The organism is Pseudocitrobacter sp. 73, from assembly GCF_008369545.1.
In the GTDB taxonomy this organism is placed as follows: domain Bacteria; phylum Pseudomonadota; class Gammaproteobacteria; order Enterobacterales; family Enterobacteriaceae; genus Pseudocitrobacter; species Pseudocitrobacter vendiensis.
The window spans coordinates 270,076-294,809 of sequence record NZ_VTZO01000013.1; the positions used below are offsets into that span (position 1 = coordinate 270,076).

Consider the following 24,734-nt stretch of genomic DNA (forward strand, 5'->3'; position numbering starts at 1 on the left):
ACGCACGCTCAGCGTTACTCTTTCGGATCTTTCCCCGCCAGCAGTTTATCAAGCTCATCGCCGCCCACGTGACGGAAATCCTGTCCTTTCACGAAGTAGAAGATGTATTCGCAGATATTCTGGCAGCGGTCACCAATACGCTCGATAGAGCGCGCGCAGAACAGCGCCGTTAACACGCTCGGGATAGTTCGCGGATCTTCCATCATATACGTCATCAGCTGACGCACGATGCCTTCATATTCCTGGTCGACTTTCTTATCTTCGCGGTAGATACGCACCGCTTCGTCGAGATCCATACGCGCAAACGCGTCCAGCACGTCATGCAGCATCTGCACCGTGTGGCGGCCCAGCGATTCCAGGCTCACCAGCAGCGGCTGGTGCTGAGAAGAAAACTTCTCCAGCGCGGTGCGGCAGATTTTATCGGCAACATCACCAATACGTTCCAGCTCGGCGATAGTTTTGATAATAGCCATCACCAGACGCAGGTCGCTCGCCGTCGGCTGGCGTTTGGCGATAATGCGCACACAGGCTTCATCGATGGCGACTTCCATCATGTTGACCTGTTTGTCACCTTCCACCACGCGTTTGGCCAGTTCGCTGTCCTGGTTGTGCATCGCGGTAATGGCGTCGGAGAGCTGCTGTTCGACCATGCCGCCCATGGTCATCACCTGGGTGCGGATGCTTTCCAGCTCAGCATTGAACTGGCCGGAAATGTGTTTATTAAGATTGAGGTTGTCCATGGTTAACTCCAAATCAACCGTAGCGGCCAGTAATGTAATCTTCAGTCTGTTTCTTCGCCGGGCGGGTAAACAGTGCATCCGTGTCGCTGAACTCAATCAGCTCGCCCAGGTACATAAACGCCGTGTGATCCGAGCAACGCGCAGCCTGCTGCATGTTGTGGGTTACAATCACCACGGTGTAATCCTGCTTCAGTTCGGTGATCAGCTCTTCAATACGCCCGGTGGAGATCGGGTCCAGCGCGGAGCAAGGTTCATCAAGTAACAGCACTTCCGGGCGAATAGCGATACCGCGTGCGATGCACAGACGCTGCTGCTGACCACCAGAAAGAGAGTACCCGCTCTGATGCCGTTTATCTTTGGTTTCGTTCCATAATGCGGCCTTGGTCAACGCCCACTGCACGCGCTCGTCCATATCAGTGCGCGAGAGCTTTTCAAACAGGCGCACGCCAAAGGCGATATTGTCGTAAATCGACATCGGGAACGGCGTTGGCTTCTGGAACACCATACCCACTTTCGCACGCAGCAGGGCGATATCCTGAGTGTTGGTCAGGATGTTATCGCCATCGAGCAGAATTTCCCCTTCCGCACGCTGATCCGGGTAGAGCGCGAACATTTTATTGAAGGTACGCAGCAGTGTGGATTTCCCGCAGCCGGACGGCCCGATAAACGCCGTCACCTGGTTTTTCGCGATATCCAGGTTGATGTTCTTCAGGGCATGGAATTTGCCGTAGTAGAAGTTCAAATCACGAACCTGAATTTTACCCGGGGCAGTATTGACCATACTCATCTCAATCTCTTCCTCATCGTGCCTGATAGCGCTTCGCTTATCAGGCTTACCGTAGGCCGGATAAGGCGTTCACGCCGCCATCCGGCAAAGTGTTAACCGTGTTTCTTCTTCGCGAAAACTACGCGCGCCAGAATGTTCAGTAGCAGTACGCACAGGGTAATAATCAGCACCCCAGCCCAGGCCAGTTGCTGCCACTCAGCAAACGGGCTCATCGCAAATTTAAAGATGGTGACCGGCAGGTTAGCGATCGGCTGCATCATGTCGGTGCTCCAGAACTGGTTCGAGAGCGCGGTAAACAGCAGCGGCGCGGTCTCACCCGCGATACGGGCAATCGCCAGCAGAATACCGGTCATGATCCCCGACACGGACGCCTTCAGCGTAATCGCCGAGATCATCTTCCACTTCGGCGTACCCAGCGCATAAGCCGCTTCACGCAGGCTGTCCGGCACCAGTTTGAGCATATTTTCCGTGGTACGAATGACGATTGGCACCTGTAACAGCGCCAGCGCGATCACCCCGGCCCAGCCGGAGAAGTGCTGCATCTGCGCCACCACGATGGTGTAAACAAACAGACCGACCACAATCGACGGTGCAGAAAGCAGGATATCGTTGATAAAACGAATGACTTCCGCCAGCCAGGATTTACGGCCATATTCTGCCAGGTAGATGCCCGCCATGATGCCGAGCGGCGTACCAAAAACGGTCGCCCACAGGATTAACAACCCGCTCCCCGCCAGGGCATTCGCCAGACCACCGCCCGCCGTGTTCGGCGGCGGCGTCATTTCGGTGAACAGCGCCAGCGACATCCCGTCGATACCGCGCGTTACGGTGGACATCAAAATCCACACCAGCCAGAACAGACCGAACGCCATCGTCGCCATCGAAAGCGTCAGCGCGATACGGTTCTTCAGACGGCGACGCGCCTGCATTTTGCGGCGAGATTCCGCCAGGGCCGCCGTGTTTTGCATTTCGAGCGTAGCCATTAACGCGCCCCCTCGTTTTTCGCCAGGCGCATCACCATGAATTTAGATGCCGCCAGTACGATAAAGGTAATCACAAACAGGATCAGGCCCAGTTCCATCAGCGCCGCGACGTGCAGGCCAGATTCCGCTTCAGCGAATTCATTCGCCAGCGCCGAGGTAATACTGTTGCCCGGCATGTACAGCGAGGCGCTGTCGAGTTGGTAGGTGTTACCGATAATAAAGGTCACCGCCATGGTTTCACCGAGCGCACGACCCAGCCCCAGCATGATGCCGCCGATGACGCCGTTTTTGGTGAACGGAAGGACGATGCGCCAGATAACTTCCCAGGTAGTGCAGCCGATGCCGTAGGCCGACTCTTTCATCATTACCGGCGTTTGTTCAAACACATCGCGCATGACCGCCGCAATGTACGGGATGATCATGATGGCGAGGATCACGCCAGCCGCCAGAATCCCGATCCCAAAGGCCGGACCGGAGAACAGCGCGCCAACAAACGGGATGTTGGAGAGAACGTTGCCAACCGGCTCCTGGAAATAGGTCGCAAAAAGCGGGGCAAAGATAAACAGGCCCCACATGCCGTAAACGATACTCGGGATCGCCGCCAGCAGTTCAATAGCGATACCCAACGGGCGACGCAGCCAGTTGGGAGCCAGTTCCGTCAGGAACAGCGCGATGCCGAAACTCACCGGAACGGCGATCAGCAGCGCGATAATCGAGGTGACGAGGGTGCCGTAGATGGGAACCAGCGCACCGTAAATATCATTCGGCGCATCCCACTCTTTGGTCCACAGGAATGAGAAGCCGAATTTTTCGATGCTCGGCCAGGAGGAGATGATCAGGGACACGATAATGCCGCCCAACATCAATAGCACAATCAGCGCAGCCAGTTTTACCAGCGCGCTGAAGATCATGTCACCCTTTTTACCCGGTGGGTTAAAAGCAGGCTTGGTTGCAGCCATAAATCACTCTTTCCGTTAAACGCGTTTTACGAAGTTGCCCGATGGCGCAAACGCTTATCGGGCCTACAGTGTGAACCGTAGGGCGGGCAAGCGCAGCGCTACCCGCCATTTTCGTCAAAATATCCTGTTAGTACAGCGCTTTACCGCTGCTGTCTTTCACGCTGGTCTTCCATGCGGCACGAACCTGCTCAACCACGCTGTCCGGCAGTGACGCGTAATCCAGGTCGTTAGCTTGTTTCGCGCCGTTTTTGTAAGCCCAGTCGAAGAACTTCAGCACTTCTACGCCCTGCTCCGGTTTTTTCTGCTCTTTGTGCACCAGGATGAAGGTGGTGGAGGTAATCGGCCACACATCGTCACCTTTCTGGTTGGTCAGGTCCTGGGCGAAGGATTTGCTCCAGTCAACGCCTTTGGCGGCGTTAGAGAAGCTCTCTTCGGTCGGGCTTACCGGCTTACCGTCGGCAGAAACAATTTTGGTGTAGGCCAGGTTATTCTGTTTCGCATAAGCGTATTCGACATAACCAATCGCACCCGGCAGACGCTGTACGAACGCCGCGATACCGTCGTTGCCTTTACCGCCGAGGCCGGTCGGCCAGTTTACGGTAGAGCCCGCTCCGACTTTGGATTTCCACTCTTCGTTCACTTTCGCCAGGTAGCTGGTGAAGACGAAGGAGGTACCAGAGCCATCCGCACGACGCACGACGGCGATATTCTGCGAAGGCAGTTTCACACCTGGGTTCAGTTTGGTGATGGCTTCGTCATCCCACTTCTTGATTTTACCCAGGTAGATGTCACCCAGAGTTTTACCATCCAGCACCAGTTCGCCAGATTTCAGACCCGGAATGTTTACAGCCAGAACCACACCGCCGATGACGGTCGGGAACTGGAACAGGCCTTCCTGCGCCAGTTTTTCGTCAGACAGCGGGGCATCAGATGCGCCGAAATCCACGGTGTTAGCGGTAATTTGTTTTACGCCGCCAGAAGAACCAATACCCTGATAGTTCACCTTATTACCGGTCTCTTTCTGGTAGGTGTCAGCCCATTTGGCATACACCGGCGCAGGGAAGGTTGCACCCGCACCCGTCAGGCTTGCTGCAGCAAACGCAGAGAAAGCACTCATCGATAAGGTCGCGGCGACAACAGTTGCGACGGTGGTACGCATAACTTTCATAATGTCTCCTGGAAGGATTCATAAAGCATTGTTTAGTGGCTACGATGAGCAAAATAGGACAAACAGGTGACAGTTATATGTATGGAATATGACAGTTTTATGACAAGGAAGAGCTTACCGCAAATAAGGATATAAAAAGAATAATATTCAATTAGTTATCAATTTTCGCAAATTGCAGATTTCAGCAATATTTTCTTTTTATGACATCAGAAACAGTAGCTGAAAATGACAGATTGTCATAAATCTCAGGCGGGGAATGGCGCAAAAAAAGCTCCACCCGGAGGTGGAGCCTGTGTGATTACTCTACGGTAACCGATTTTGCCAGGTTGCGAGGCTGGTCAACGTCAGTGCCTTTGATCAGCGCCACGTGGTACGCCAGCAGTTGCAGCGGCACGGTGTAGAAGATTGGCGCAATCACCTCTTCAACGTGCGGCATCTCGATGATGTGCATGTTGTCGCTGTTGGTGAAAGCGGCATCCTGGTCGGCGAAGACATACAGCTGGCCGCCGCGTGCGCGAACTTCTTCAATGTTGGATTTCAGTTTTTCCAGCAGTTCGTTGTTCGGCGCAACGACGATAACCGGCATATCCGCGTCAATCAGCGCCAGCGGGCCGTGTTTCAGCTCGCCTGCGGCGTAAGCTTCCGCGTGAATGTAGGAGATCTCTTTCAGCTTCAGCGCGCCTTCCAGGGCGATCGGGTACTGATCGCCACGGCCGAGGAACAGTGCGTGATGCTTGTCAGAGAAATCTTCTGCCAGCGCTTCAATACGTTTGTCCTGCGACAGCATCTGCTCGATACGGCTCGGCAAGGCCTGCAGGCCGTGAACGATATCGTGCTCGATGGATGCATCCAGACCTTTCAGGCTTGCCAGTTTCGCCACCAGCATTAACAGAACCGTTAACTGCGTGGTGAAGGCTTTGGTGGATGCTACCCCGATTTCTGTGCCGGCATTGGTCATCATCGACAGGTCGGATTCACGTACCAGCGAAGAGCCCGGCACGTTACAAATAGCCAGAGACCCCAGGTAACCCAGCTCTTTCGACAGACGCAGGCCCGCGAGGGTATCTGCCGTTTCACCAGACTGCGACAGGGTGATCATCAGGCTGTTGCGACGCACTGCGGATTTGCGATAGCGGAATTCAGACGCGATTTCCACGTCGCACGGTACGCCCGCCAGCGATTCAAACCAGTAGCGAGAAACCATCCCGGAGTTATAGGAGGTGCCACAGGCGATAATCTGGATGTGCTCCACTTTAGACAGCAATTCGTCGGCGTTGGGGCCCAGTTCGCTTAAATCTACCTGGCCGTGGCTGATGCGGCCGGTCAGGGTGTTTTTGATGGCGTTCGGCTGCTCGTAAATTTCTTTCTGCATGTAGTGGCGATAAATACCTTTATCGCCAGCGTCATACTGAAGATTGGATTCGATATCCTGACGTTTTACTTCTGCGCCAGATTTGTCGAACACGGTTACAGAACGGCGGGTCACTTCCGCAATATCGCCCTCTTCGAGGAAGATAAAACGACGAGTAACCGGCAGCAGCGCCAGCTGGTCAGAGGCGATAAAGTTTTCGCCCATGCCGAGGCCGATAACCAGCGGGCTACCCGAACGCGCGGCCAACAGGGTTTCCGGGTTACGGGTATCCATAATCACGGTGCCGTATGCGCCACGCAGTTGCGGGATAGCACGCAGCACAGCTTCACGCAGCGTGCCGCCCTGCTCCATTTCCCAATGCACCAGATGCGCGATCACTTCGGTATCCGTTTCGGACACGAAGGTATAGCCACGGCCCTGCAACATTTCGCGCAGCGGTTCGTGGTTTTCGATGATGCCGTTATGCACCACCACAATGTGTTCAGAAACATGCGGATGCGCGTTGGTTTCTGATGGTTCGCCATGCGTTGCCCAACGGGTGTGAGCAATACCGGTGCCACCGTGAAGCGGGTGTTCTTCCGCCGCCTGAGAGAGCATCTGGACTTTACCCAGACGACGCAGACGGGTCATATTGCCCTTTTCATCAACAACCGCCAGCCCCGCGGAGTCGTAACCACGGTATTCCAGACGACGTAAACCTTCGAGAAGGATCTCAGCTACATCACGTTGCGCGACTGCGCCTACAATTCCACACATAGTTTTTTAATTCCGATTTTGGCGATATGCCAGTCGTTGTCGGTCAACCTGTATGCCCGTATTTTCGGGCGCCCCGAGCCTTTGTAGAGAGTGGGGTTATTATTTTGAGTACTGCATTTTGGGCGGGAGATTATGTTATCTCCTCATCCCCTGTCTGCCTGATGGCGGCTTCGCCTTATCAGGCCTACAAATTTGTTGGCGGGCAAGCCCGCCACGAAACTTACTTCTTCTTCACCGGACGCTGCCAGCCCTGTTTATGGACCTGCGGCACACGGCTTAAAACCAGTTCGTTATCAGCAACATTGCGCGTTACGGTAGTGCCTGCGGCGATAGTAACGCCATTGCCGACGGTAACCGGCGCCACCAGCTGCGTGTCGGAACCGACAAACACATCGTTGCCGATGATGGTTTTGAATTTATTCGCGCCATCGTAGTTACAGGTGATAGTACCCGCGCCGATATTTACGTTGTCGCCAATTTCTGCATCGCCCAGGTAGGTCAGATGACCGGCTTTCGAGCCTTTACCCAGACGCGCTTTTTTCATTTCAACGAAGTTGCCGACGTGCGCGCCTTCCAGCAGTTCCGCGCCAGGACGCAGACGAGCGAACGGGCCGATGGTGCAGGCAGCGTCAAGACGCGCATCTTCCACCACGCTGTACGGGCTGATTTCGCAATCGTCGCCAATCACCGCGTTTTTAATCACGCAGCCCGCTCCGATTTTCACGCGGTTGCCAAGCGTAACGTCGCCTTCCAGAATAACGTTAGCGTCAATTTCTACATCGCGCCCATGAACCAGGGTGCCACGAAGATCAAAACGCGCCGGGTCGCGCAGCATTACGCCAGCCAGCAGCAGCTTTTCGGCCTGCTCAGACTGGTAAACACGTTCGAGGCGAGAGAGTTGCAGACGGTTGTTGACGCCTTCAACTTCGCTCAAGCGATCAGGATGCACGGCGGCAATTTCACGCCCTTCCTGATAAGCCATTGCGATGATGTCGGTGATATAGAACTCGCCCTGCGCATTGTTGTTATTCAGCTTCGCCAACCAGCGTTTCATATCCGCGCCGCTGGCAATCAGAATGCCGGTGTTAATTTCCTGAATCTGACGCTGTTCATCGCTGGCATCTTTATGCTCAACAATGCCGGTCACCTTGCCATTTTCACGGGTGATGCGGCCATAGCCAGTAGGATCGTCGAGCTTGACGGTCAGCAGGCCAATGCCGCCCTGCGGTTTCGCATCGCGCAGGCGTTGCAGCGTCTCGATGGAAATCAGCGGTACATCGCCATACAGCATCATGATGTCTTCATCATCGGCAAAGAACGGCGCGGCCTGCTGCATGGCATGGCCCGTACCCAGTTGTTCAGCCTGAAGCACCCAGTTCAGATTGCCGTCGGTGAGTGTCTTTTTGAGCAGCTCGCCGCCATGGCCATACACCAGATGAACCTGTGCTGCGCCTAATTTATTGGCAGCATCAATGACGTGTTGCACCATTGGCTTTCCTGCCAGGGTGTGCAGCACTTTTGGAAGTTCGGAATACATGCGGGTGCCTTTGCCAGCGGCAAGGATCACGACGCTCATTGTACTGTTAGACATATGCATCCTGTCTGTAAATTAAGTAGGAAGTAAACCCCATTTCACCTTGAAATTTCTACATATTTTTCATCATGAAATGGTCTGCTGTTAAAACGGTCAACCGTCTGTTGTTACGCGCCTTTCTGAGCCCATTTTCGACCATCATAAAACGTTTTGTCTTGTAAAAGTTTAGCCAGAACGCCGAATTACGCGCTATGCCACTGCTTAGACTCTTCTTTTGCCACCTGAATAAAGATCGCATAGAAATAAAACAGTGTTTTATTTGAGCAGTTTTGTGATACACGAAAAAGAAACAGTATTTCATTTTGGTGATAATCGCAGCGGAAAACCATTCAGGAACATAATATGAAAAACAAATTACCTCTGGCTTTAACTCTGTGCAGCGCTGCTATCACCCTACCAGCAATGGCCGCAGACACACCACTCTGGAAAGCGGTCGCCTTTGGGCAATCGACCGATGTCAATTTCTCCTCTAACGTCCTGCCGGAAAAGGTTGGCGTGAATAACGTCACCATTGAGGGAAAAACGCTCAGCCCGGACAGCACGGCGGATTTGAGCAAACCGATTACCCTTGAGAGCCGTGGCGGAAAGATTGCTAACTCGCATGATGGCCTGACGTTCTTCTACACCCAACTCCCTGCAGATGAAAACTTTATGCTGCAAGCCACGGTGACCGTCGATCAGTTTGGCCCGGAAAACGGCGCCAAACCGGCGGCACAGGAGGGTGCGGGTTTACTGGTACGCGATGTAATTGGCACTCCGCGTCAGGAGCCGCTGAAAGAGGGCTACGAGGAGTTCCCGGCTGCGGCCAACATGGTGATGAATGCCATCATGACGCAGGACAAAAAAGATGCTCACCGTGTGAAGCTACAGGCCATCGCGCGAGAAGGCATCACACAACCGTGGGGTAATGCCGGGTCAACGATAAATAAGGTGAGCTACAAAGAAGAAGTTGATCTGCAAAAGACGCCGACCTTCCGCCTGAAGCTTGAGCGTACCAACGAAGGCTTCATTACTGCCTGGGCGCCTGCGGGCAGCGAAGAGTGGGTCAGCGAAAAACTGCCGCGAGCCGATCTTATTTCAGTGCAGGATAAGCAACATTACTATGTCGGATTCTTTGCCTCGCGCAATGCCAAAATCACCGTTCGCGATGCGTCACTCACCACGTCTCCAGCGCAAACCGTGGCATCCGCGCCTTTTGTGGCGAAAAGCTGGCCGCCGGTGGTGCAGATTGCTTCCGCAGAGAAGAGTCTGAGCAAGGATTACATCCTCCAGGCACGCGCCAACGGTGACGGAAACTTTACCGTGCGTCACAACGAAGTGGTGATCGGGCTTGATAAAGCGGTGAAGGCCGGCGAGATGTTTACCCTGCCCACTCAGCTTCAGGAGAACAATAATTTCCAGATTAGCTGGACGCCTGTAAATGGCAAGCCGGTAACCCAGAGCATGGACGTGCAGCTCGTCACGACCATCACGGGCAACACGTTGCATGTTTCTCCTGATGGAAAAGCAGAGGGAAAAGGTACGCAAGCATCGCCGTTGGATCTCAATACGGCCATAAGTCTGCTGCCGCCAGGCGGAACAATTATTCTTGCTGCGGGAAGCTACCCGAAAACGGATATTCCCCTCAGCGTCAGCGGCCTGAAGGATAAGCCAAAAACGCTGACGGCTAACGGCAAAGCGGTGATCCACGGTATGTTGCTGGACGCCAACTACTGGCATCTCAACGGTATCGATATTACTGATAAGAGTTTGCGTATTCAGGGCAGCCATAATCTTATCGAGAACGTTGTGGCCTATCATAACGACGATACCGGGATTCAGATCTCCTCGCCGGATAAACTGGGTCGCCCACTGTGGGCCAGCTACAACCGGGTCGTGAATTCGGAATCGTTTAGCAATGAAGATCCCGGCAAGATCAATGCCGACGGCTTTGCGGTGAAGATGCGCGTGGGGGAAGGCAACCGGCTGGAAGGATGTTATTCACACGACAACATTGATGACGGCTACGATCTGTTCAACAAAATCGAAGACGGTGCCAATGGGGTGGTGGTCATTGAGAACTCCATCGCCCGTAACAACACCAGTAACGGCTTTAAGTTAGGTGGAGAAGGACAGCCCGTCGCGCATGAGATCCGCAACAGTATTGCCATTGGCAACCACCTTGATGGTTTCACCGATAACTTTAACCCGGGTAAGCTAGTGGTGGTGAACAACGTTGCCGTCGACAATCAGCGTTTCAACTACATTTTCCGCCCGAGCCCTTACGGCGATGCGTCAACGCAGGGTATCTTCAGTGATAACCTGTCGCTGCGGACGACACCCGGAAAATATGATGACGCGGTGGTGGGGAATATTGATGCCAGTAACATCTTTATTGCTGATGGGAAAAGCATAAACAGCAAGGAGTATCTCTCGCTGGACCTGCCACAACCGCTGGAGCGTAACGCGGATGGCAGCTTTAAGACCGGGGATTTTCTAACGAAAAACTAATGCCGCTCATAAACAAAAAGGTCGCCATCAGGCGACCTTCTTCGTTTGGTTCTCGTTCACACCGCATGTGTTGTGGTTTTAGTTAGCGGTACAGCGCAAAACGAAACACAGCAAACGAGGCTTTCAGCCATGCAACCTTAGTGGTTGATAGTACCGAAAGAGATATTCATAGAGCTGAAAAGAGCGATGATTTTGTTGATCAGTTTCATGATGGCACCTTTGTAGGATAATAATTTTGTGACTCAACTCACAAAAAGAAGTCTACGCCTCATTTTTTAATCGATCAACATTTTTTGTGATGTTCATCACAAAATATCAAAACCGCTTTTCAGTTTCAGTCAAATTGAAACAGCACGGTAAAACCTGCTAAGCAAGATTTACCGCACAATCTCAGTTACGCGACATAAACAGACGCAGGACATACCAGAACATCGTGGCGATCGACGCGAACAGATGCAGCGCCGCGCCAGCGGGGCGGTTAGTTGGATAGTGATGAATGATGTTAGAGGTATCGTACAGAATAAATCCAGCACACAGCAGCACCATCGCGGCGCTAAACCAAATCCCGAGCGAGAACCCGAGCAGCACGCTTGCCACAATCGCCCCCAACGCGATAAAGCCCGCCATATTCAAAAAAGAGCGCATAAAAGAGAAGTCTTTACGCGTGGTGAACGCGGTAAAAGTCAGGCCACACACCAGCAGCAACGTGGTAATCGCAGCGGATGGGATGATATCCGGATTGATGTATCTGGCCATGGTGAGCAACGGCGCGAAGATTAACGCTTCGGCGAGCACGTAGATCCCAAGGCCAATCTGCTGAGTATTATTGGACTCCACGTTATCGGCCATACGCGTTGCCAGCATGCTCACCAGCATAAATGCCCCCAGTACCACCAGCCAGCCATACCGGCCGCCCGCCGCCAGTTTTGCCAGCATCATCTTGCCCACGCCCTGATTCATAAATACCGCACTCAGCAAAATAAAGCCCAGCACCGAAACGGCAAGGTGAATGTAGGTTTGACGGATAAACGTGGCGCGGTCAGTCTGACGAGCAGATTGCGGCCCTTCAAATAACGGTTTAAATGACATGCTAATGATCCCTCATATAGTTACGGCTGTAATAGTTACATTCCGAACAAAATAACACTGCGTAAAGAGGGAGACAATTAGCGTTAGCGTAATTGGATAACTTTTTGAATATTAATAAATATTTTGTATATAAAGAGTATCAACCATAAAAAAAGCCAGCCTGGAAACCAGACTGGCTTTTGACTTTTCAAGCCGGTGTTACATCGCTTTCTTGGTCAGCTCGATAACGCGCAGCTGCGCGATCGCTTTGGCCAGTTCCGCAGACGCCTGAGCGTAATCCACGTCGCCGTGAGAGCTCTTGATGTGCTCTTCCGCTTTGCGTTTCGCTTCCAGGGCTCGCGCTTCGTCGAGATCCTGGCCACGAATGGCGGTATCAGCCAGAACGGTCGTGCTACCAGGCTGCACTTCAAGAATGCCGCCAGACAGGTAGATAAACTCCTCATGACCGTGCTGTTTCACGATGCGGATCATACCAGGCTTAATGGCGGTGAGCAGCGGGGCGTGACCCGGGTAAATACCCAGTTCACCTTCGCTACCCGTTACCTGGATTTTCTCGACCAGACCAGAGAACATTTGTTGCTCTGCGCTGACGACGTCCAGGTGGTAAGTCATTGCCATATCACCCTCCGATTAAGGCGTTAAAGTTTTTTGGCTTTTTCCACGGCTTCGTCGATGGAACCGACCATGTAGAACGCCTGCTCTGGCAGGTGATCGTATTCGCCGTCCATGATGCCTTTAAAGCCACGGATGGTGTCTTTCAGGGAAACGTATTTGCCCGGAGAACCGGTGAATACTTCCGCTACGAAGAACGGCTGGGACAGGAAACGCTGAATTTTACGTGCGCGTGCTACCACCAGTTTATCTTCTTCAGACAGTTCATCCATACCCAGGATGGCGATGATGTCTTTCAGTTCCTGATAACGCTGCAGGATGGACTGAACGCCACGCGCAGTGTCGTAGTGTTCCTGACCAACAACCAGCGGGTCCAGCTGACGGCTGGTGGAGTCCAGCGGGTCAACGGCCGGGTAGATACCCAGAGACGCGATCTGACGGCTCAGTACCACGGTTGCGTCTAAGTGCGCAAAGGTGGTGGCTGGGGATGGGTCAGTCAAGTCATCCGCAGGTACGTATACCGCCTGTACGGAGGTGATAGAACCGGTTTTGGTGGAGGTGATACGTTCCTGAAGAACACCCATCTCTTCCGCCAGGGTCGGCTGATAACCTACCGCTGAAGGCATACGGCCCAGCAGTGCGGATACTTCCGTACCGGCCAGGGTATAACGATAGATGTTATCGACGAACAGCAGTACGTCACGGCCTTCGTCACGGAATTTCTCAGCCATGGTCAGGCCGGTCAGAGCAACGCGCAGACGGTTTCCCGGCGGCTCGTTCATCTGGCCATACACCAGGGATACTTTATCGATAACGTTGGATTCGGTCATTTCGTGGTAGAAGTCGTTACCCTCACGAGTACGTTCACCTACGCCCGCAAACACAGAGTAACCGGAGTGCTCGATCGCGATGTTACGAATAAGCTCCATCATGTTTACGGTTTTACCTACACCCGCACCACCGAACAGACCGACTTTACCGCCCTTCGCGAACGGACACATCAGGTCGATTACTTTGATACCGGTTTCCAGCAGTTCCTGAGAGTTTGACAGCTCTTCATAGGACGGTGCTGCGCGGTGGATAGCCCAACGCTCTTCTTCACCGATGTCGCCTTTCATGTCGACCGGTTGACCCAGTACGTTCATGATACGACCCAGTGTTGCTTTACCTACCGGGACTTCGATCGGGTGCTCGAGGTCTTTTACATCCAGACCACGGCGCAGGCCGTCAGAAGAACCCATTGCGATGGTACGCACGATACCGCCGCCGAGCTGCTGCTGAACTTCCAGCACCAGCACTTCATTACCATTCTGTACCTCAAGAGCTTCGTACACGCGCGGTACGGCATCCTGAGGGAATTCGACGTCAACTACGGCGCCGATTACCTGGACAATTTTTCCAGTAGCCATCTTGAATCCTCTACGAATTAACCTGGTTATACCGCGGATGCACCACCGACGATCTCGGTGAGTTCCTGAGTAATGCTGGCCTGACGAGCTTTGTTGTATACCAACTGCAGCTCTTTAATCAGGCTGCCGCCATTGTCGGTCGCGGCTTTCATCGCCACCATACGTGCGGCCTGCTCGCTGGCCAGGTTTTCTACAACACCTTGATAAACCTGAGACTCTACGTAGCGGCGCAGGAGGGTATCCAGCAACGCTTTCGGATCAGGTTCATACAGGTAATCCCAGGATTTACGCTTCAGATCCTCATCTTCTGACGCAGGCAGCGGCAGCAGCTGAGTGATGGTAGGAACCTGAGACATGGTGTTGATAAATTTGTTGTTTACAATATAAAGCTTGTCCAGACGGCCTTCATCGTAAGCCTGCAACATCACTTTTACCGGGCCGATCAGTTCGGACAGGGAAGGGTTATCCCCCATGCCAGTGACCTGCGCGACGATGTTGCCGCCAACGGAATTGAAGAAAGAGACGCCTTTAGAGCCGATCATTGCGATATCGCACTGAACGCCTTTATCAGACCAACCTTTCATTTCCGCCAGAATTTTTTTGAACAGGTTAATGTTCAAGCCACCACACAGACCACGGTCTGTCGACACCACCAGGTAGCCCACGCGTTTAACGTCGCGTTCTTCCAGGTACGGGTGCTTATATTCCAGATTACCGTTTGCAAGGTGACCAATCACTTTGCGCATGGTTTCTGCATAAGGACGGCTGGCCGCCATACGTTCCTGCGATTTACGCATTTTGGAAGCGGCGACCATTTCCATCGCTTTAGTGATCTTCTGCGTGTTCTGGACGCTTGCGATCTTACTACGTATCTCTTTTGCGCCGGCCATGAGCTTCTCCTCAATGCCTTGCGGCCTGCCTTAAGGCAGGCCACCAGACGTTACCAGGATTGGGTTGCTTTGAAGGAATCGAGGATGCCTTTCAGCTTGCCTTCGATTTCGTCGTTATAGCCACCGGACTGGTTGATCTCTTGCATCAGTGGAGCGTGATCACGGTCGACGTAAGCCAGCAGAGCGGCTTCGAAGCTACCGATTTTCGACAATTCAACATCTGCCAGGTAACCACGTTCTGCTGCGAACAGAACCAGAGACTGCTGCGCAACAGACATCGGCGCATACTGTTTCTGTTTCAGCAGTTCGGTCACTTTCTGACCGTGGTCAAGCTGCTTACGGGTTGCATCGTCAAGGTCGGATGCAAACTGGGAGAACGCCGCCAGTTCACGATACTGCGCCAGTGCGGTACGGATACCACCGGACAGTTTTTTCATGATCTTGGTCTGCGCTGAACCACCTACACGGGATACGGAGATACCCGGGTTAACCGCAGGACGAATACCGGCGTTAAACAGGTTGGTTTCCAGGAAGATCTGACCATCGGTAATGGAGATTACGTTAGTCGGAACGAACGCAGAAACGTCACCTGCCTGAGTTTCGATAATCGGCAGCGCGGTCAGAGAACCGGTTTTCCCTTTCACTTCACCTTTGGTGAAGGCTTCAACGTATTCGGCGTTAACACGCGCAGCACGCTCCAGCAGACGGGAGTGGAGATAGAATACGTCGCCCGGGAATGCTTCACGTCCTGGCGGACGACGGAGCAGCAGGGAGATCTGACGGTAAGCGACAGCCTGTTTAGACAGGTCATCATAAATGATCAGTGCATCTTCACCACGGTCACGGAAGTATTCGCCCATTGCGCAACCGGCATACGGTGCCAGGTATTGCAGTGCAGCGGATTCAGACGCGGTTGCCACAACAACGATGGTGTTAGCCAGCGCGCCGTGTTCTTCCAGTTTACGTACCACGTTAGAAATAGTGGACGCTTTCTGGCCGATAGCAACGTAGACACATTTGATACCGGAATCACGCTGGTTGATGATGGCATCGATTGCCAGCGCAGTTTTACCGGTCTGACGGTCACCGATGATCAGTTCACGCTGACCACGACCGATTGGGATCATGGCATCAACGGACTTATAACCAGTCTGTACTGGCTGATCAACGGACTGACGTTCGATAACGCCCGGCGCGATAGCTTCAACAGCGGAGAAGCCGTCGTTATCCAGCGCACCTTTACCGTCGATTGGCGCACCCAGGGTGTTAACCACACGACCCAGCAGGCCACGGCCAACCGGAACTTCCAGGATACGACCCGTACACTTAACTTTCATGCCTTCGGCAAGGTCAGCATACGGACCCATAACGACTGCACCAACGGAGTCGCGCTCCAGGTTCAGTGCGATAGCGTAACGGTTACCCGGCAGGGAGATCATTTCACCCTGCATACAATCGGCCAGGCCGTGGATGCGGATAACACCGTCACTTACAGAAACAATAGTACCTTCGTTGTGAGCTTCACTCACAACACTGAACTGAGCAATGCGCTGCTTGATCAGTTCGCTGATTTCGGTGGAATTCAGTTGCATGCTCCAGTCCCCTTAAGACTGCAAGACGTCTGCAAGGCGTTCAAGACGGCCGCGTACGCTGCCATCAATGACCATATCACCCGAGCGGATGATAATGCCTGCCATTACAGACTTATCGATATTGCAATTCAGCTTCACTTTGCGTGACAGACGTTTTTCCATCGCTGCGCTGATTTTCGCAAGCTGTTCTTCACTCAGTGCTGTCGCGGAAGTCACTTCGACTTCAGCAACCGCCTCGCTGGCGGCACGTAAATGAATAAACTGCTCAAGAACATCCGGGAGCACTCGCAGACGACCATTCTCAGCCATAACCTTAATCAGGTTCTGACCGTTTTCGTCCAGTTGCTCACCACAGACGGCGATAAACGACTTAGCGAGCGTTTCCGGCGCCATCGCGCCAGACAGAAGCTCTGCCATTTGTTCGTTTTTCGTCACTTCAGCGGTAAACGCCAGCATGTCCTGCCAGCGCTCTACACTGTTGTGTTCGACGGCAAAGTCAAAAGCTGCTTTGGCGTAGGGGCGAGCTACAGTAACAAATTCAGACATCAGCCCCTCCCTCCTTACAGTTCAGCGACAAGTTTGTCCACGATGTCGCTGTTAGCAGCTTCATCCACGGAACGTTCGATGATCTTCTCGGCGCCAGCAACAGCCAGGATAGCAACTTGCTTACGCAGTTCTTCGCGAGCACGTTTACGCTCGGCGTCAATTTCCGCCTGAGCCTGCGCCACGATTTTAGTACGTTCCTGTTCTGCTTCAGCTTTCACTTCGTCCAGGATCTGGGCGCGACGTTTATTCGCCTGCTCGATGATAACCTGGGCTTCCGCTTTCGCTTTTTTCAGCTGGTCGGTCGCGTTGGCCTGTGCAAGGTCCAAATCCTTTTTAGCTCGTTCAGCAGAAGCAAGACCGTCAGCAATCTCTTTTTGACGTTTTTCGATGGCAGCCATTAACGGCGGCCATACGTACTTCATGCAGAACAGAACGAACAGGACAAACGCGATGGCCTGGCCGAGGATTGTTGCGTTAAGATTCACAGCACAATGCCTCTTATCTAGTTAACGTTCTGATATTGCTTACTAATTCAAGCAACGCTTACTACGCGACAGCAAACATCACGTACAGACCCAGACCTACAGCGATCATTGGGATAGCATCCACCAGACCCATAACGATAAAGAACTGAGTACGCAGCAGTGGAATCAGATCCGGTTGACGCGCTGCGCCTTCCAGGAATTTGCCCCCGAGGATGCCGATACCGATCGCAGCACCGATTGCCGCCAGACCCATCATCACAGCGGCAGCCATGTACAGCAGATCCATATTCAGGTTTTCCATGACAGTCTCCAGTTTGTTTCAGTTAAAACGTAGTAGTGTTGGTAAATTAATGCTCTTCAGACGCCATCGACAGATAGACAATCGTCAGAACCATGAAGATGAAGGCTTGCAGCGTAATGATCAGGATGTGGAAAATGGCCCATGGCACATTCAGAATCCACTGTGACCACCACGGCAACAGACCAGCAATCAGAATGAAAATCAGCTCACCGGCATACATGTTACCGAACAGTCGCAGACCGAGAGAAACCGGTTTGGACAGCAGGCTGACCCCTTCAAGGATTAAGTTGACAGGAATGAAAGCCCAGTGATTGAACGGCTGCAGCGTCAACTCTTTCGTGAAGCCGCCGATGCCTTTCATTTTGATGCTGTAGAACAGAATCAGGATAAACACGCCCAATGCCATAGACAGGGTAATGTTCACATCCGCAGACGGTACCACGCGCAGCGCCGGCAGGCCCAGTACATGCTCAGCAATGTACGGCAGCAGGTCGATAGGCAGAAGGTCCATCAGGTTCATCAGGAAGACCCAGACGAAAATCGTCAGAGCCAGAGGAGCGATGAGTTTGCTTTTGCCATGGTACATGTCTTTGACACTGCCATGAACGAAGCCGATTACCAGCTCAATCGCGGTCTGAAATTTGCCTGGTACGCCGCTGGTTGCTCGTTTAGCAACGCTACGGAACATAAGCAGGAACAACAGACCCAGCACCACCGAGAAGAACATGGAGTCAATATTGAGCGTCCAGAAGGTGGCTGGGGGGTTATGCGGATCTACCAGCGAGAATGTACGCAGGTCCAGCTGAAGGTTATTCAGGTGGTGACCTATGTAATCCTGCGGCGTCATATTTTCAGAAGCCATGATGCCTTTTACCCTTTGTTGTTAATTACAGCGGGTGCCAGTATCTGAACCACCAGCACCAAAATCCATGTCACGATTAGCGGCAAGAACACCGCCTTCAAAACTGCCAACGCCACGATCAGCAACACCAGCATCGCCAACACCTTGAACGCTTCGCCAAACGCGAATGTCCAGGCGACTCGGCCCTTAGCCGGTGTATGTACCTGGTGGCGCCAGGCAAAAATCATAAACAACATGTTAGGCAGGAATACTGCCATACCTCCGCACGCGGAGGAAATGCCCCAAAAGGGGTCTTTGAGGCTGAACAGCAGTCCACTTGCTATTACTGCCAGGAGCTGAATGAACAGAAGCTTACGAGCAACGTTTCGACTCACGAGCGACAATGACATCACGTTATTACTCCTGCTCCCTTTGAGGTATGCCGCGTGTCGTATAAAACGTTCTTTAAGGCTCGGAGTCAAGCATCAAAAAGCGGTCAAATTATACGGTGACGCCTCGTGATTTCAAACAATAAGTAGCAAAAAGGTGAATAAATGTTTAAATATTTTTCCTCACCTCTATTTTCGCGATTTTTGTGAAAGTGTGAACGATCGAACAAAAGTGCAAATACCGCGAAAACGCTGACTATAAAGCGTGCTCCAGATCACATAATAAACATTTTTGATGATACTCGATTAAGATTAGCCTCAATTCATAACTTGCCAGCGTTTTGATCTTAAAGGCAATTAGAGACAACTCTTTTCAAAAATGACACACACACCGTAAAAACAGCTTATTGACATTTATAATAATAATTTAACATTCGTTTTTCATTCAGCGAATCGACTGCTAGTAGACTGATATTTTCCATGTTGACTATTTTTATTGTTAACAAAAAGAGCCACGTTAAATGCCAGATAAAGCCTAGTTAAAACCTCGTTAAATGTAACTGAATGTTCCATCGTTTTTGTCGCTTCTTTTTAACAAAATCGAGGTCGGTTTTTTCCGATATTTTTTGATAAAAGTTAACTTTTGTTTGCTCTAATTGTCACCAGATGGCGCTCGCCTTCCAGGTGTGGCACACGTAGCTCAACGATATTTTCCACGGAAAATTCAGTCGGTAACTGACTGATTTCATCGTCTGGCCTCTGCCCTTTCAGCGCATAAAAGCGGCCATTCTCCGCAGGTAAGTGCTTACACCAGGTCACCATATCAGTCAGAGAAGCGAATGCACGGCTGATGACACCGTCAAACGGCGGCTCTGCAGGGAATTCTTCCACACGGCTTTGCACCGGCGTGATGTTTTCCAGTTTCAGCTCATGCTGCACCTGACGCAGGAAGCGTACACGCTTACCCAGGCTGTCGAGCAGCGTAAAATGCGATTCAGGACGAACGATGGAGAGCGGGATACCCGGTAACCCAGGGCCCGTACCAACATCGATAAAACGTTGCCCCTGCAAATGCGGCGCAACCACGATGCTGTCCAGAATATGGCGAATTAACATCTCGTTAGGATCGCGTACGCTGGTCAGGTTGTACGCTTTATTCCATTTGTTCAGCATATCGACATAGGCCACCAGTTGCGTTTTCTGGTGATCGGTGAGCGAAATACCTGCTTCATCCAGCAGACGAGAGAGTTTGTTAATCACGAAAGTTACCTGTTGGGGATAATTTGCCGGGCGGCAAGCAAAATACCGCCGCCCAAAACCGTTATTACGCGCTGCGGCGCAGCATACCTTGTTTTTTCAGCCAAACCAGCAAAATCGAGATGGCGGCAGGGGTAATCCCGGAAATACGCGACGCCTGGCCAATAGAAACCGGTTTATGATCGTTCAGTTTGGCGATCACTTCGTTGGAGAGACCGTTAACCTGCCGATAATCGAGCGTCGCAGGCAGGAGCGTATTTTCGTTACGCTGCTGTTTTTCAATCTCATCCTGCTGACGCGCGATATAACCTTCGTATTTCACCTGAATCTCAACCTGTTCAGCGGCCTGAGCATCGCCCAGCGCAGGCGCGAACGGCGTCAGCGCGGTCAGCTGTTCGTAGGTCATTTCCGGGCGACGCAGCAGATCTTCCCCGCTGGCTTCACGTGACAGCGGCGCACTCAGGTGAGCGTTCACTTCGCCCGCAGACTCGGAAGACGGTGCAATCCAGGTCGTTTTCAGACGTTGACGTTCACGTTCGATATTTTCCAGCTTCTCGTTGAAGCGCGCCCAACGCACGTCATCCACCAGCCCCAGCTCACGGCCAGCTTCGGTCAGACGCAGATCGGCATTGTCTTCGCGCAGCATCAGGCGATATTCCGCACGTGAGGTAAACATGCGGTACGGTTCTTTGGTACCCAGCGTACAGAGATCGTCAACCAGCACACCCAGGTAGGCCTGATCGCGGCGCGGCGCCCAGCCCTCTTTCTCAGCGGAGAAACGCGCGGCGTTCAAACCGGCAAGCAGGCCCTGCGCAGCGGCTTCTTCATAACCGGTGGTGCCGTTGATCTGGCCGGCAAAGAACAGACCGTGGATAAATTTGCTTTCCAGCGTCGGTTTCAGGTCGCGTGGATCGAAGAAATCGTACTCAATAGCATAGCCAGGACGGACGATCTTCGCGTTTTCCATCCCCTGCATAGAGCGGACGATTTGCATCTGCACATCGAACGGCAGGCTGGTGGAGATACCGTTCGGGTAAATTTCATTGGAGGTCAGCCCTTCCGGCTCCAGGAAGATCTGGTGCTGGTTTCGGTCGGCGAAGCGCATCACTTTGTCTTCGATAGACGGGCAGTAACGCGGGCCAATTCCTTCAATCACGCCAGCATACATTGGGCTACGGTCGAGGTTATTACGGATTACGTCATGGGTTTTCTCGTTGGTATGCGTGACATAGCACGGTACCTGGCGCGGATGCTGGGAGGCATCGCCAAGGAACGAGAAAACGGGCATCGGGTTATCACCGTGCTGCTGCGCCAGTACGCTGAAGTCGATAGTACGCGCGTCGATACGCGGCGGGGTACCGGTTTTGAGACGGCTCACGCGCAGCGGCAGTTCACGCAGACGACGAGAGAGCGGAATGGACGGCGGATCGCCAGCACGGCCACCGCTGTAGTTATCCAGCCCGATATGAATTTTGCCATCAAGGAAAGTCCCGACGGTGAGCACGACTGCTTTGGCGCGGAATTTCAGCCCCATCTGGGTAACCGCGCCAACCACGCGATCGTTTTCCACAATCAGATCTTCAACCGCCTGCTGGAAGATCATCAGGTTCGGTTGGTTCTCCAGTGCGGTACGTACCGCCTGGCGATAGAGCACGCGATCCGCCTGAGCACGCGTGGCGCGTACCGCCGGCCCTTTGCTCGCGTTTAGTATCCTAAACTGGATACCCGCATGGTCGATCGCGGTGGCCATCAGGCCGCCAAGTGCATCCACTTCTTTTACCAGGTGTCCTTTCCCAATGCCGCCAATCGCCGGGTTGCAGCTCATCTGTCCCAGCGTGTCGATATTGTGTGTCAAAAGCAGGGTCTGCTGACCCATTCGCGCAGCGGCCATCGCGGCCTCAGTGCCTGCATGACCCCCGCCAATGATGATGACGTCAAAAGGATCCTGATAAAACATGGTGGTCTGCCTCGCATAAAGCGGTTTGATGATGGATTGAAGCCCGGGCGTGGATTCTACTCAACTTTAGTCGATGGAGAAAGCGTCTGGATCTTTGCTATTTAAAAGAAGATCTTTTTATTTAGAGATCTGTTCTATTGTGATCTCTTATTAGGATCGCCAGTTACTGTGGATAAGTGCGATCCCGTATTTAAGATCATAAGCTTAAGAAGGATCACTATCTGTGAATGATCGGTGATCCTGTTCCGTATAAGCTGGGATCAAAACGGGGAGTTATGCACAACTCAAAAACTAACCATACGTTGTTCTTTGGATAACTACCGGTTGTTCCAAGGTTTTAACCAGTGTTATCCACAGAATAAAGTTAGATCTTTACAAATCTCTGAGCCGATCGGCCCATGATCCGACCCAAATTTCCGCAGGATCTTCAGGAATGTCATGTTCAAGGACATTGATCTTGAGTGTTTCACCAATCTGTTTCGCGCCGCAGGCGGTCAATTCAGTGTCGATTTTATCGATGGCACCACAGAAAGTGTCATATTCACGACTGCCAATACCGATTGAACCGAAACGAACCTGAGAGAGGTCGGGTTTCTGCTCGCGGAGATCGTTATAAAAAGGCAGCAGGTTGTCGGGAATGTCACCCGCACCGTGTGTGGAGCTGATAACCAGCCAGATACCCGATGCAGAGAGATCCTCTAATAAAGGACCATGCAGCGTTTCGGTCGAAAAACCCGCGTCTTCCAGCTTTTCAGCCAGGTGTTCCGCCACATACTCGGCGCTGCCAAGTGTGCTTCCGCTGATGAGTGTGATATCTGCCATAACCGCCACCTTTATTAAGAGTGGCGTATTGTACGCTGTGAACGGTCTGGGATCTACCTGTGGAAAAGTATGGGATTAAAAAAGCCGATCACGGCTTGATGGTACGCATGATCGGGTTCTGCAGGACGATCAGGGTTTCGGTGGACTGAATTTCATCAATTGTTTGGATCTTGTTGATAAGTACGTGCTGCAACGCGTCGATCGAACGGCACATCACTTTAATAAAGATGCTGTAATGGCCGGTGGTGTAGTACGCCTCGGTGACTTCATCCAGGCTTTCCAGCCGCGCCAGCGCTGACGGATAGTCTTTTGCACTCTTCAATATAATACCGATAAAGCAGCCGACATCGTATCCGAGCTGTTTTGGGCTGACATCGACGCGGGCCCCGGTAATGATGCCCGCCTGTTTCATTTTCTCGACGCGAACGTGAATGGTGCCGGGGCTGACGCCGAACTGTTTGGCTAATTCGGCGTAAGCGGTGCGGGCATTCGCCATTAAGGCGTCAAGGATGCCGCGGTCCAGATTGTCGATCTGATAATTTTCCATAGCTTTTTCTTATGAAGAATGATGATTCTTTCTATTTTAGCGCCTGTTTTTAACGAATCAAAAGTGAAGTCGCCTTTTTATCTGTTGATTATTGAATATGACCCGCATTCTGTTGCTTAATCATAACCAACAGGACGCAGGAGTAATAAAAAATGAAAACCGCTTACATCGCAAAACAACGCCAGATTAGTTTCGTAAAATCCTTTTTCTCTCGTCAGCTAGAAGAAAAGTTGGGTCTGATTGAAGTTCAGGCACCACTGCTGAGCCGCGTAGGGGATGGGACGCAGGACAACCTTTCTGGTTGCGAAAAAGCGGTACAGGTAAAAGTGAAAGCCCTGCCAGAGGCCCAGTTTGAAGTGGTGCACTCTCTGGCGAAGTGGAAACGTCAAACCCTGGGACAGCACGACTTCAGCGCGGGTGAAGGGCTCTACACGCACATGAAAGCCCTTCGCCCCGATGAAGACCGCCTTTCGCCGATCCACTCCGTTTACGTTGACCAGTGGGACTGGGAACGCGTGATGGGTGATGGCGAGCGTCATCTCGGTACCCTGGAAAGTACCGTGAAGGCGATTTGGGCGGGGATCAAAGCAACAGAAGAAGCAGTAAGCAAAGAGTTTGGTCTGGCACCGTTCCTGCCAGAACAGATCCACTTTGTGCACAGCCAGACGCTGTTAAGCCGTTATCCGGATCTCGACGCGAAAGGTCGTGAACGTGCGATTGCCAAAGAATTGGGTGCCGTCTTCCTGATTGGGATCGGCGGCAAACTCTCTGATGGTCAGCGCCATGATGTCCGTGCGCCGGATTACGATGACTGGAGCACCCAGGCGGAATCTGGTCTGGCGGGTCTGAACGGCGATATCCTGGTGTGGAACCCGATTCTGGAAGATGCGTTCGAGCTCTCTTCTATGGGGATCCGCGTTGATGCAAAAGCGCTGCAACACCAGCTACAGCTGACCGGCGACGAAGAGCGCCTGCAACTGGAGTGGCACCAGGCGCTGCTGCGTGGTGAAATGCCGCAGACCATCGGCGGTGGGATTGGCCAGTCGCGTCTGACCATGCTGCTGCTGCAACTCTCCCACATCGGACAGGTTCAGTGCGGTGTGTGGCCAGCACAGGTTCGTGAAGGCGTCTCTTCCCTGCTGTAAGAT

General features: G+C 52.6%; 23 protein-coding genes. 2 read left to right on the forward strand and 21 right to left on the reverse strand.

What is annotated here, in order from left to right:
• Window positions 1-14: 14 nt before the first annotated feature.
• From phoU to glmU, 7 genes are all read right to left on the reverse strand, one after another.
• Window positions 15-740, reverse strand: a complete 726-nt coding sequence (gene phoU / locus F0Q32_RS15670; protein WP_149463804.1) for a phosphate signaling complex protein PhoU — start codon at window positions 738-740, stop codon at window positions 15-17.
• Between the two features lie 13 nt (window positions 741-753).
• The gene (pstB, locus tag F0Q32_RS15675) at window positions 754-1,527 is read right to left on the reverse strand and encodes a phosphate ABC transporter ATP-binding protein PstB (RefSeq protein WP_149463805.1); all 774 of its coding nucleotides are present in this window, start codon (window positions 1,525-1,527) and stop codon (window positions 754-756) included.
• A gap of 92 nt (window positions 1,528-1,619) precedes the next feature.
• A complete protein-coding gene (pstA, locus tag F0Q32_RS15680) occupies window positions 1,620-2,510 on the reverse strand; it encodes a phosphate ABC transporter permease PstA (protein WP_149463806.1) in 891 nt (296 codons plus the stop codon).
• Entirely contained in the window at window positions 2,510-3,469 is a 960-nt protein-coding gene (gene pstC / locus F0Q32_RS15685) for a phosphate ABC transporter permease PstC (RefSeq protein WP_108476249.1), read from the reverse strand. Before pstC ends, pstA begins: the two co-directional genes overlap by 1 nt.
• A gap of 127 nt (window positions 3,470-3,596) precedes the next feature.
• Complete coding sequence (pstS, locus tag F0Q32_RS15690) at window positions 3,597-4,637, reverse strand: phosphate ABC transporter substrate-binding protein PstS (RefSeq protein WP_015966602.1); 1,041 nt, start codon at window positions 4,635-4,637, stop codon at window positions 3,597-3,599.
• A gap of 298 nt (window positions 4,638-4,935) precedes the next feature.
• Entirely contained in the window at window positions 4,936-6,765 is a 1,830-nt protein-coding gene (gene glmS, locus F0Q32_RS15695; protein ID WP_149463807.1) for a glutamine--fructose-6-phosphate transaminase (isomerizing), read from the reverse strand.
• 220 nt (window positions 6,766-6,985) lie between these two features.
• Window positions 6,986-8,356 (reverse strand): bifunctional UDP-N-acetylglucosamine diphosphorylase/glucosamine-1-phosphate N-acetyltransferase GlmU, encoded by a 1,371-nt coding sequence (glmU, locus tag F0Q32_RS15700; RefSeq protein WP_149463808.1) that lies wholly within the window; start codon window positions 8,354-8,356, stop codon window positions 6,986-6,988.
• A gap of 345 nt (window positions 8,357-8,701) precedes the next feature.
• On the opposite strand from glmU, the gene F0Q32_RS15705 reads away from it, so the two are divergent.
• The gene (locus F0Q32_RS15705; protein ID WP_149463809.1) at window positions 8,702-10,849 is read left to right on the forward strand and encodes a right-handed parallel beta-helix repeat-containing protein; all 2,148 of its coding nucleotides are present in this window, start codon (window positions 8,702-8,704) and stop codon (window positions 10,847-10,849) included.
• Window positions 10,850-11,239: 390 nt separating this feature from the next.
• Here F0Q32_RS15705 and F0Q32_RS15710 read toward each other — a convergent pair whose 3' ends face one another.
• From F0Q32_RS15710 to asnC, 14 genes are all read right to left on the reverse strand, one after another.
• Window positions 11,240-11,938 carry a Bax inhibitor-1 family protein gene (locus F0Q32_RS15710; RefSeq protein ID WP_149463810.1) on the reverse strand — a complete coding sequence of 233 codons (699 nt, stop codon included), beginning with the start codon at window positions 11,936-11,938 and terminating at the stop codon, window positions 11,240-11,242.
• 198 nt (window positions 11,939-12,136) lie between these two features.
• Window positions 12,137-12,556, reverse strand: a complete 420-nt coding sequence (locus tag F0Q32_RS15715; RefSeq protein WP_015966597.1) for a F0F1 ATP synthase subunit epsilon — start codon at window positions 12,554-12,556, stop codon at window positions 12,137-12,139.
• A gap of 20 nt (window positions 12,557-12,576) precedes the next feature.
• Window positions 12,577-13,959: a F0F1 ATP synthase subunit beta gene (atpD, locus tag F0Q32_RS15720; RefSeq protein ID WP_015966596.1), complete on the reverse strand. Its 1,383-nt coding sequence runs from the start codon at window positions 13,957-13,959 to the stop codon at window positions 12,577-12,579.
• 26 nt (window positions 13,960-13,985) lie between these two features.
• On the reverse strand, window positions 13,986-14,849 hold the full coding sequence (gene atpG, locus F0Q32_RS15725) for a F0F1 ATP synthase subunit gamma (protein WP_015966595.1): 864 nt from the start codon (window positions 14,847-14,849) through the stop codon (window positions 13,986-13,988).
• A gap of 50 nt (window positions 14,850-14,899) precedes the next feature.
• On the reverse strand, window positions 14,900-16,441 hold the full coding sequence (gene atpA / locus F0Q32_RS15730) for a F0F1 ATP synthase subunit alpha (RefSeq protein ID WP_149463811.1): 1,542 nt from the start codon (window positions 16,439-16,441) through the stop codon (window positions 14,900-14,902).
• A 12-nt stretch (window positions 16,442-16,453) separates the two neighbouring features.
• The gene (gene atpH / locus F0Q32_RS15735; protein WP_015966593.1) at window positions 16,454-16,987 is read right to left on the reverse strand and encodes a F0F1 ATP synthase subunit delta; all 534 of its coding nucleotides are present in this window, start codon (window positions 16,985-16,987) and stop codon (window positions 16,454-16,456) included.
• Window positions 16,988-17,001: 14 nt separating this feature from the next.
• Window positions 17,002-17,472, reverse strand: coding sequence for a F0F1 ATP synthase subunit B (gene atpF, locus F0Q32_RS15740; RefSeq protein WP_015966592.1), 471 nt, complete (start codon window positions 17,470-17,472; stop codon window positions 17,002-17,004).
• A 61-nt stretch (window positions 17,473-17,533) separates the two neighbouring features.
• On the reverse strand, window positions 17,534-17,773 hold the full coding sequence (atpE, locus tag F0Q32_RS15745) for a F0F1 ATP synthase subunit C (protein ID WP_000429386.1): 240 nt from the start codon (window positions 17,771-17,773) through the stop codon (window positions 17,534-17,536).
• Between the two features lie 46 nt (window positions 17,774-17,819).
• A complete protein-coding gene (gene atpB, locus F0Q32_RS15750; RefSeq protein WP_149463812.1) occupies window positions 17,820-18,635 on the reverse strand; it encodes a F0F1 ATP synthase subunit A in 816 nt (271 codons plus the stop codon).
• Between the two features lie 8 nt (window positions 18,636-18,643).
• Window positions 18,644-19,024: a F0F1 ATP synthase subunit I gene (gene atpI, locus F0Q32_RS15755; RefSeq protein ID WP_015966590.1), complete on the reverse strand. Its 381-nt coding sequence runs from the start codon at window positions 19,022-19,024 to the stop codon at window positions 18,644-18,646.
• 615 nt (window positions 19,025-19,639) lie between these two features.
• Complete coding sequence (rsmG, locus tag F0Q32_RS15760) at window positions 19,640-20,263, reverse strand: 16S rRNA (guanine(527)-N(7))-methyltransferase RsmG (RefSeq protein ID WP_149463813.1); 624 nt, start codon at window positions 20,261-20,263, stop codon at window positions 19,640-19,642.
• A 64-nt stretch (window positions 20,264-20,327) separates the two neighbouring features.
• The gene (gene mnmG, locus F0Q32_RS15765; protein ID WP_149463814.1) at window positions 20,328-22,217 is read right to left on the reverse strand and encodes a tRNA uridine-5-carboxymethylaminomethyl(34) synthesis enzyme MnmG; all 1,890 of its coding nucleotides are present in this window, start codon (window positions 22,215-22,217) and stop codon (window positions 20,328-20,330) included.
• Between the two features lie 372 nt (window positions 22,218-22,589).
• Window positions 22,590-23,039: an FMN-binding protein MioC gene (gene mioC / locus F0Q32_RS15770; protein ID WP_149463815.1), complete on the reverse strand. Its 450-nt coding sequence runs from the start codon at window positions 23,037-23,039 to the stop codon at window positions 22,590-22,592.
• A gap of 88 nt (window positions 23,040-23,127) precedes the next feature.
• A complete protein-coding gene (gene asnC / locus F0Q32_RS15775) occupies window positions 23,128-23,586 on the reverse strand; it encodes a transcriptional regulator AsnC (protein WP_015966586.1) in 459 nt (152 codons plus the stop codon).
• 152 nt (window positions 23,587-23,738) lie between these two features.
• Between asnC and asnA the strand changes: the two genes are divergently transcribed.
• Window positions 23,739-24,731 carry an aspartate--ammonia ligase gene (gene asnA, locus F0Q32_RS15780; RefSeq protein ID WP_149463816.1) on the forward strand — a complete coding sequence of 331 codons (993 nt, stop codon included), beginning with the start codon at window positions 23,739-23,741 and terminating at the stop codon, window positions 24,729-24,731.
• The last annotated feature ends 3 nt before the right edge of the window (window positions 24,732-24,734 follow it).

Bases quoted from the DNA above. Each gene is read 5' to 3' on its own strand.
- phoU (WP_149463804.1), bottom strand. From the start codon at position 740: ATGGACAACCTCAATCTTAATAAACACATTTCCGGCCAGTTCAATGCT.
- pstB (WP_149463805.1), bottom strand. From the start codon at position 1,527: ATGAGTATGGTCAATACTGCCCCGGGTAAAATTCAGGTTCGTGATTTG.
- pstA (WP_149463806.1), bottom strand. From the start codon at position 2,510: ATGGCTACGCTCGAAATGCAAAACACGGCGGCCCTGGCGGAATCTCGC.
- pstC (WP_108476249.1), bottom strand. From the start codon at position 3,469: ATGGCTGCAACCAAGCCTGCTTTTAACCCACCGGGTAAAAAGGGTGAC.
- pstS (WP_015966602.1), bottom strand. From the start codon at position 4,637: ATGAAAGTTATGCGTACCACCGTCGCAACTGTTGTCGCCGCGACCTTA.
- glmS (WP_149463807.1), bottom strand. From the start codon at position 6,765: ATGTGTGGAATTGTAGGCGCAGTCGCGCAACGTGATGTAGCTGAGATC.
- glmU (WP_149463808.1), bottom strand. From the start codon at position 8,356: ATGTCTAACAGTACAATGAGCGTCGTGATCCTTGCCGCTGGCAAAGGC.
- F0Q32_RS15705 (WP_149463809.1), top strand. From the start codon at position 8,702: ATGAAAAACAAATTACCTCTGGCTTTAACTCTGTGCAGCGCTGCTATC.
- F0Q32_RS15710 (WP_149463810.1), bottom strand. From the start codon at position 11,938: ATGTCATTTAAACCGTTATTTGAAGGGCCGCAATCTGCTCGTCAGACT.
- F0Q32_RS15715 (WP_015966597.1), bottom strand. From the start codon at position 12,556: ATGGCAATGACTTACCACCTGGACGTCGTCAGCGCAGAGCAACAAATG.
- atpD (WP_015966596.1), bottom strand. From the start codon at position 13,959: ATGGCTACTGGAAAAATTGTCCAGGTAATCGGCGCCGTAGTTGACGTC.
- atpG (WP_015966595.1), bottom strand. From the start codon at position 14,849: ATGGCCGGCGCAAAAGAGATACGTAGTAAGATCGCAAGCGTCCAGAAC.
- atpA (WP_149463811.1), bottom strand. From the start codon at position 16,441: ATGCAACTGAATTCCACCGAAATCAGCGAACTGATCAAGCAGCGCATT.
- atpH (WP_015966593.1), bottom strand. From the start codon at position 16,987: ATGTCTGAATTTGTTACTGTAGCTCGCCCCTACGCCAAAGCAGCTTTT.
- atpE (WP_000429386.1), bottom strand. From the start codon at position 17,773: ATGGAAAACCTGAATATGGATCTGCTGTACATGGCTGCCGCTGTGATG.
- atpB (WP_149463812.1), bottom strand. From the start codon at position 18,635: ATGGCTTCTGAAAATATGACGCCGCAGGATTACATAGGTCACCACCTG.
- atpI (WP_015966590.1), bottom strand. From the start codon at position 19,024: ATGTCATTGTCGCTCGTGAGTCGAAACGTTGCTCGTAAGCTTCTGTTC.
- mnmG (WP_149463814.1), bottom strand. From the start codon at position 22,217: ATGTTTTATCAGGATCCTTTTGACGTCATCATCATTGGCGGGGGTCAT.
- mioC (WP_149463815.1), bottom strand. From the start codon at position 23,039: ATGGCAGATATCACACTCATCAGCGGAAGCACACTTGGCAGCGCCGAG.
- asnC (WP_015966586.1), bottom strand. From the start codon at position 23,586: ATGGAAAATTATCAGATCGACAATCTGGACCGCGGCATCCTTGACGCC.
- asnA (WP_149463816.1), top strand. From the start codon at position 23,739: ATGAAAACCGCTTACATCGCAAAACAACGCCAGATTAGTTTCGTAAAA.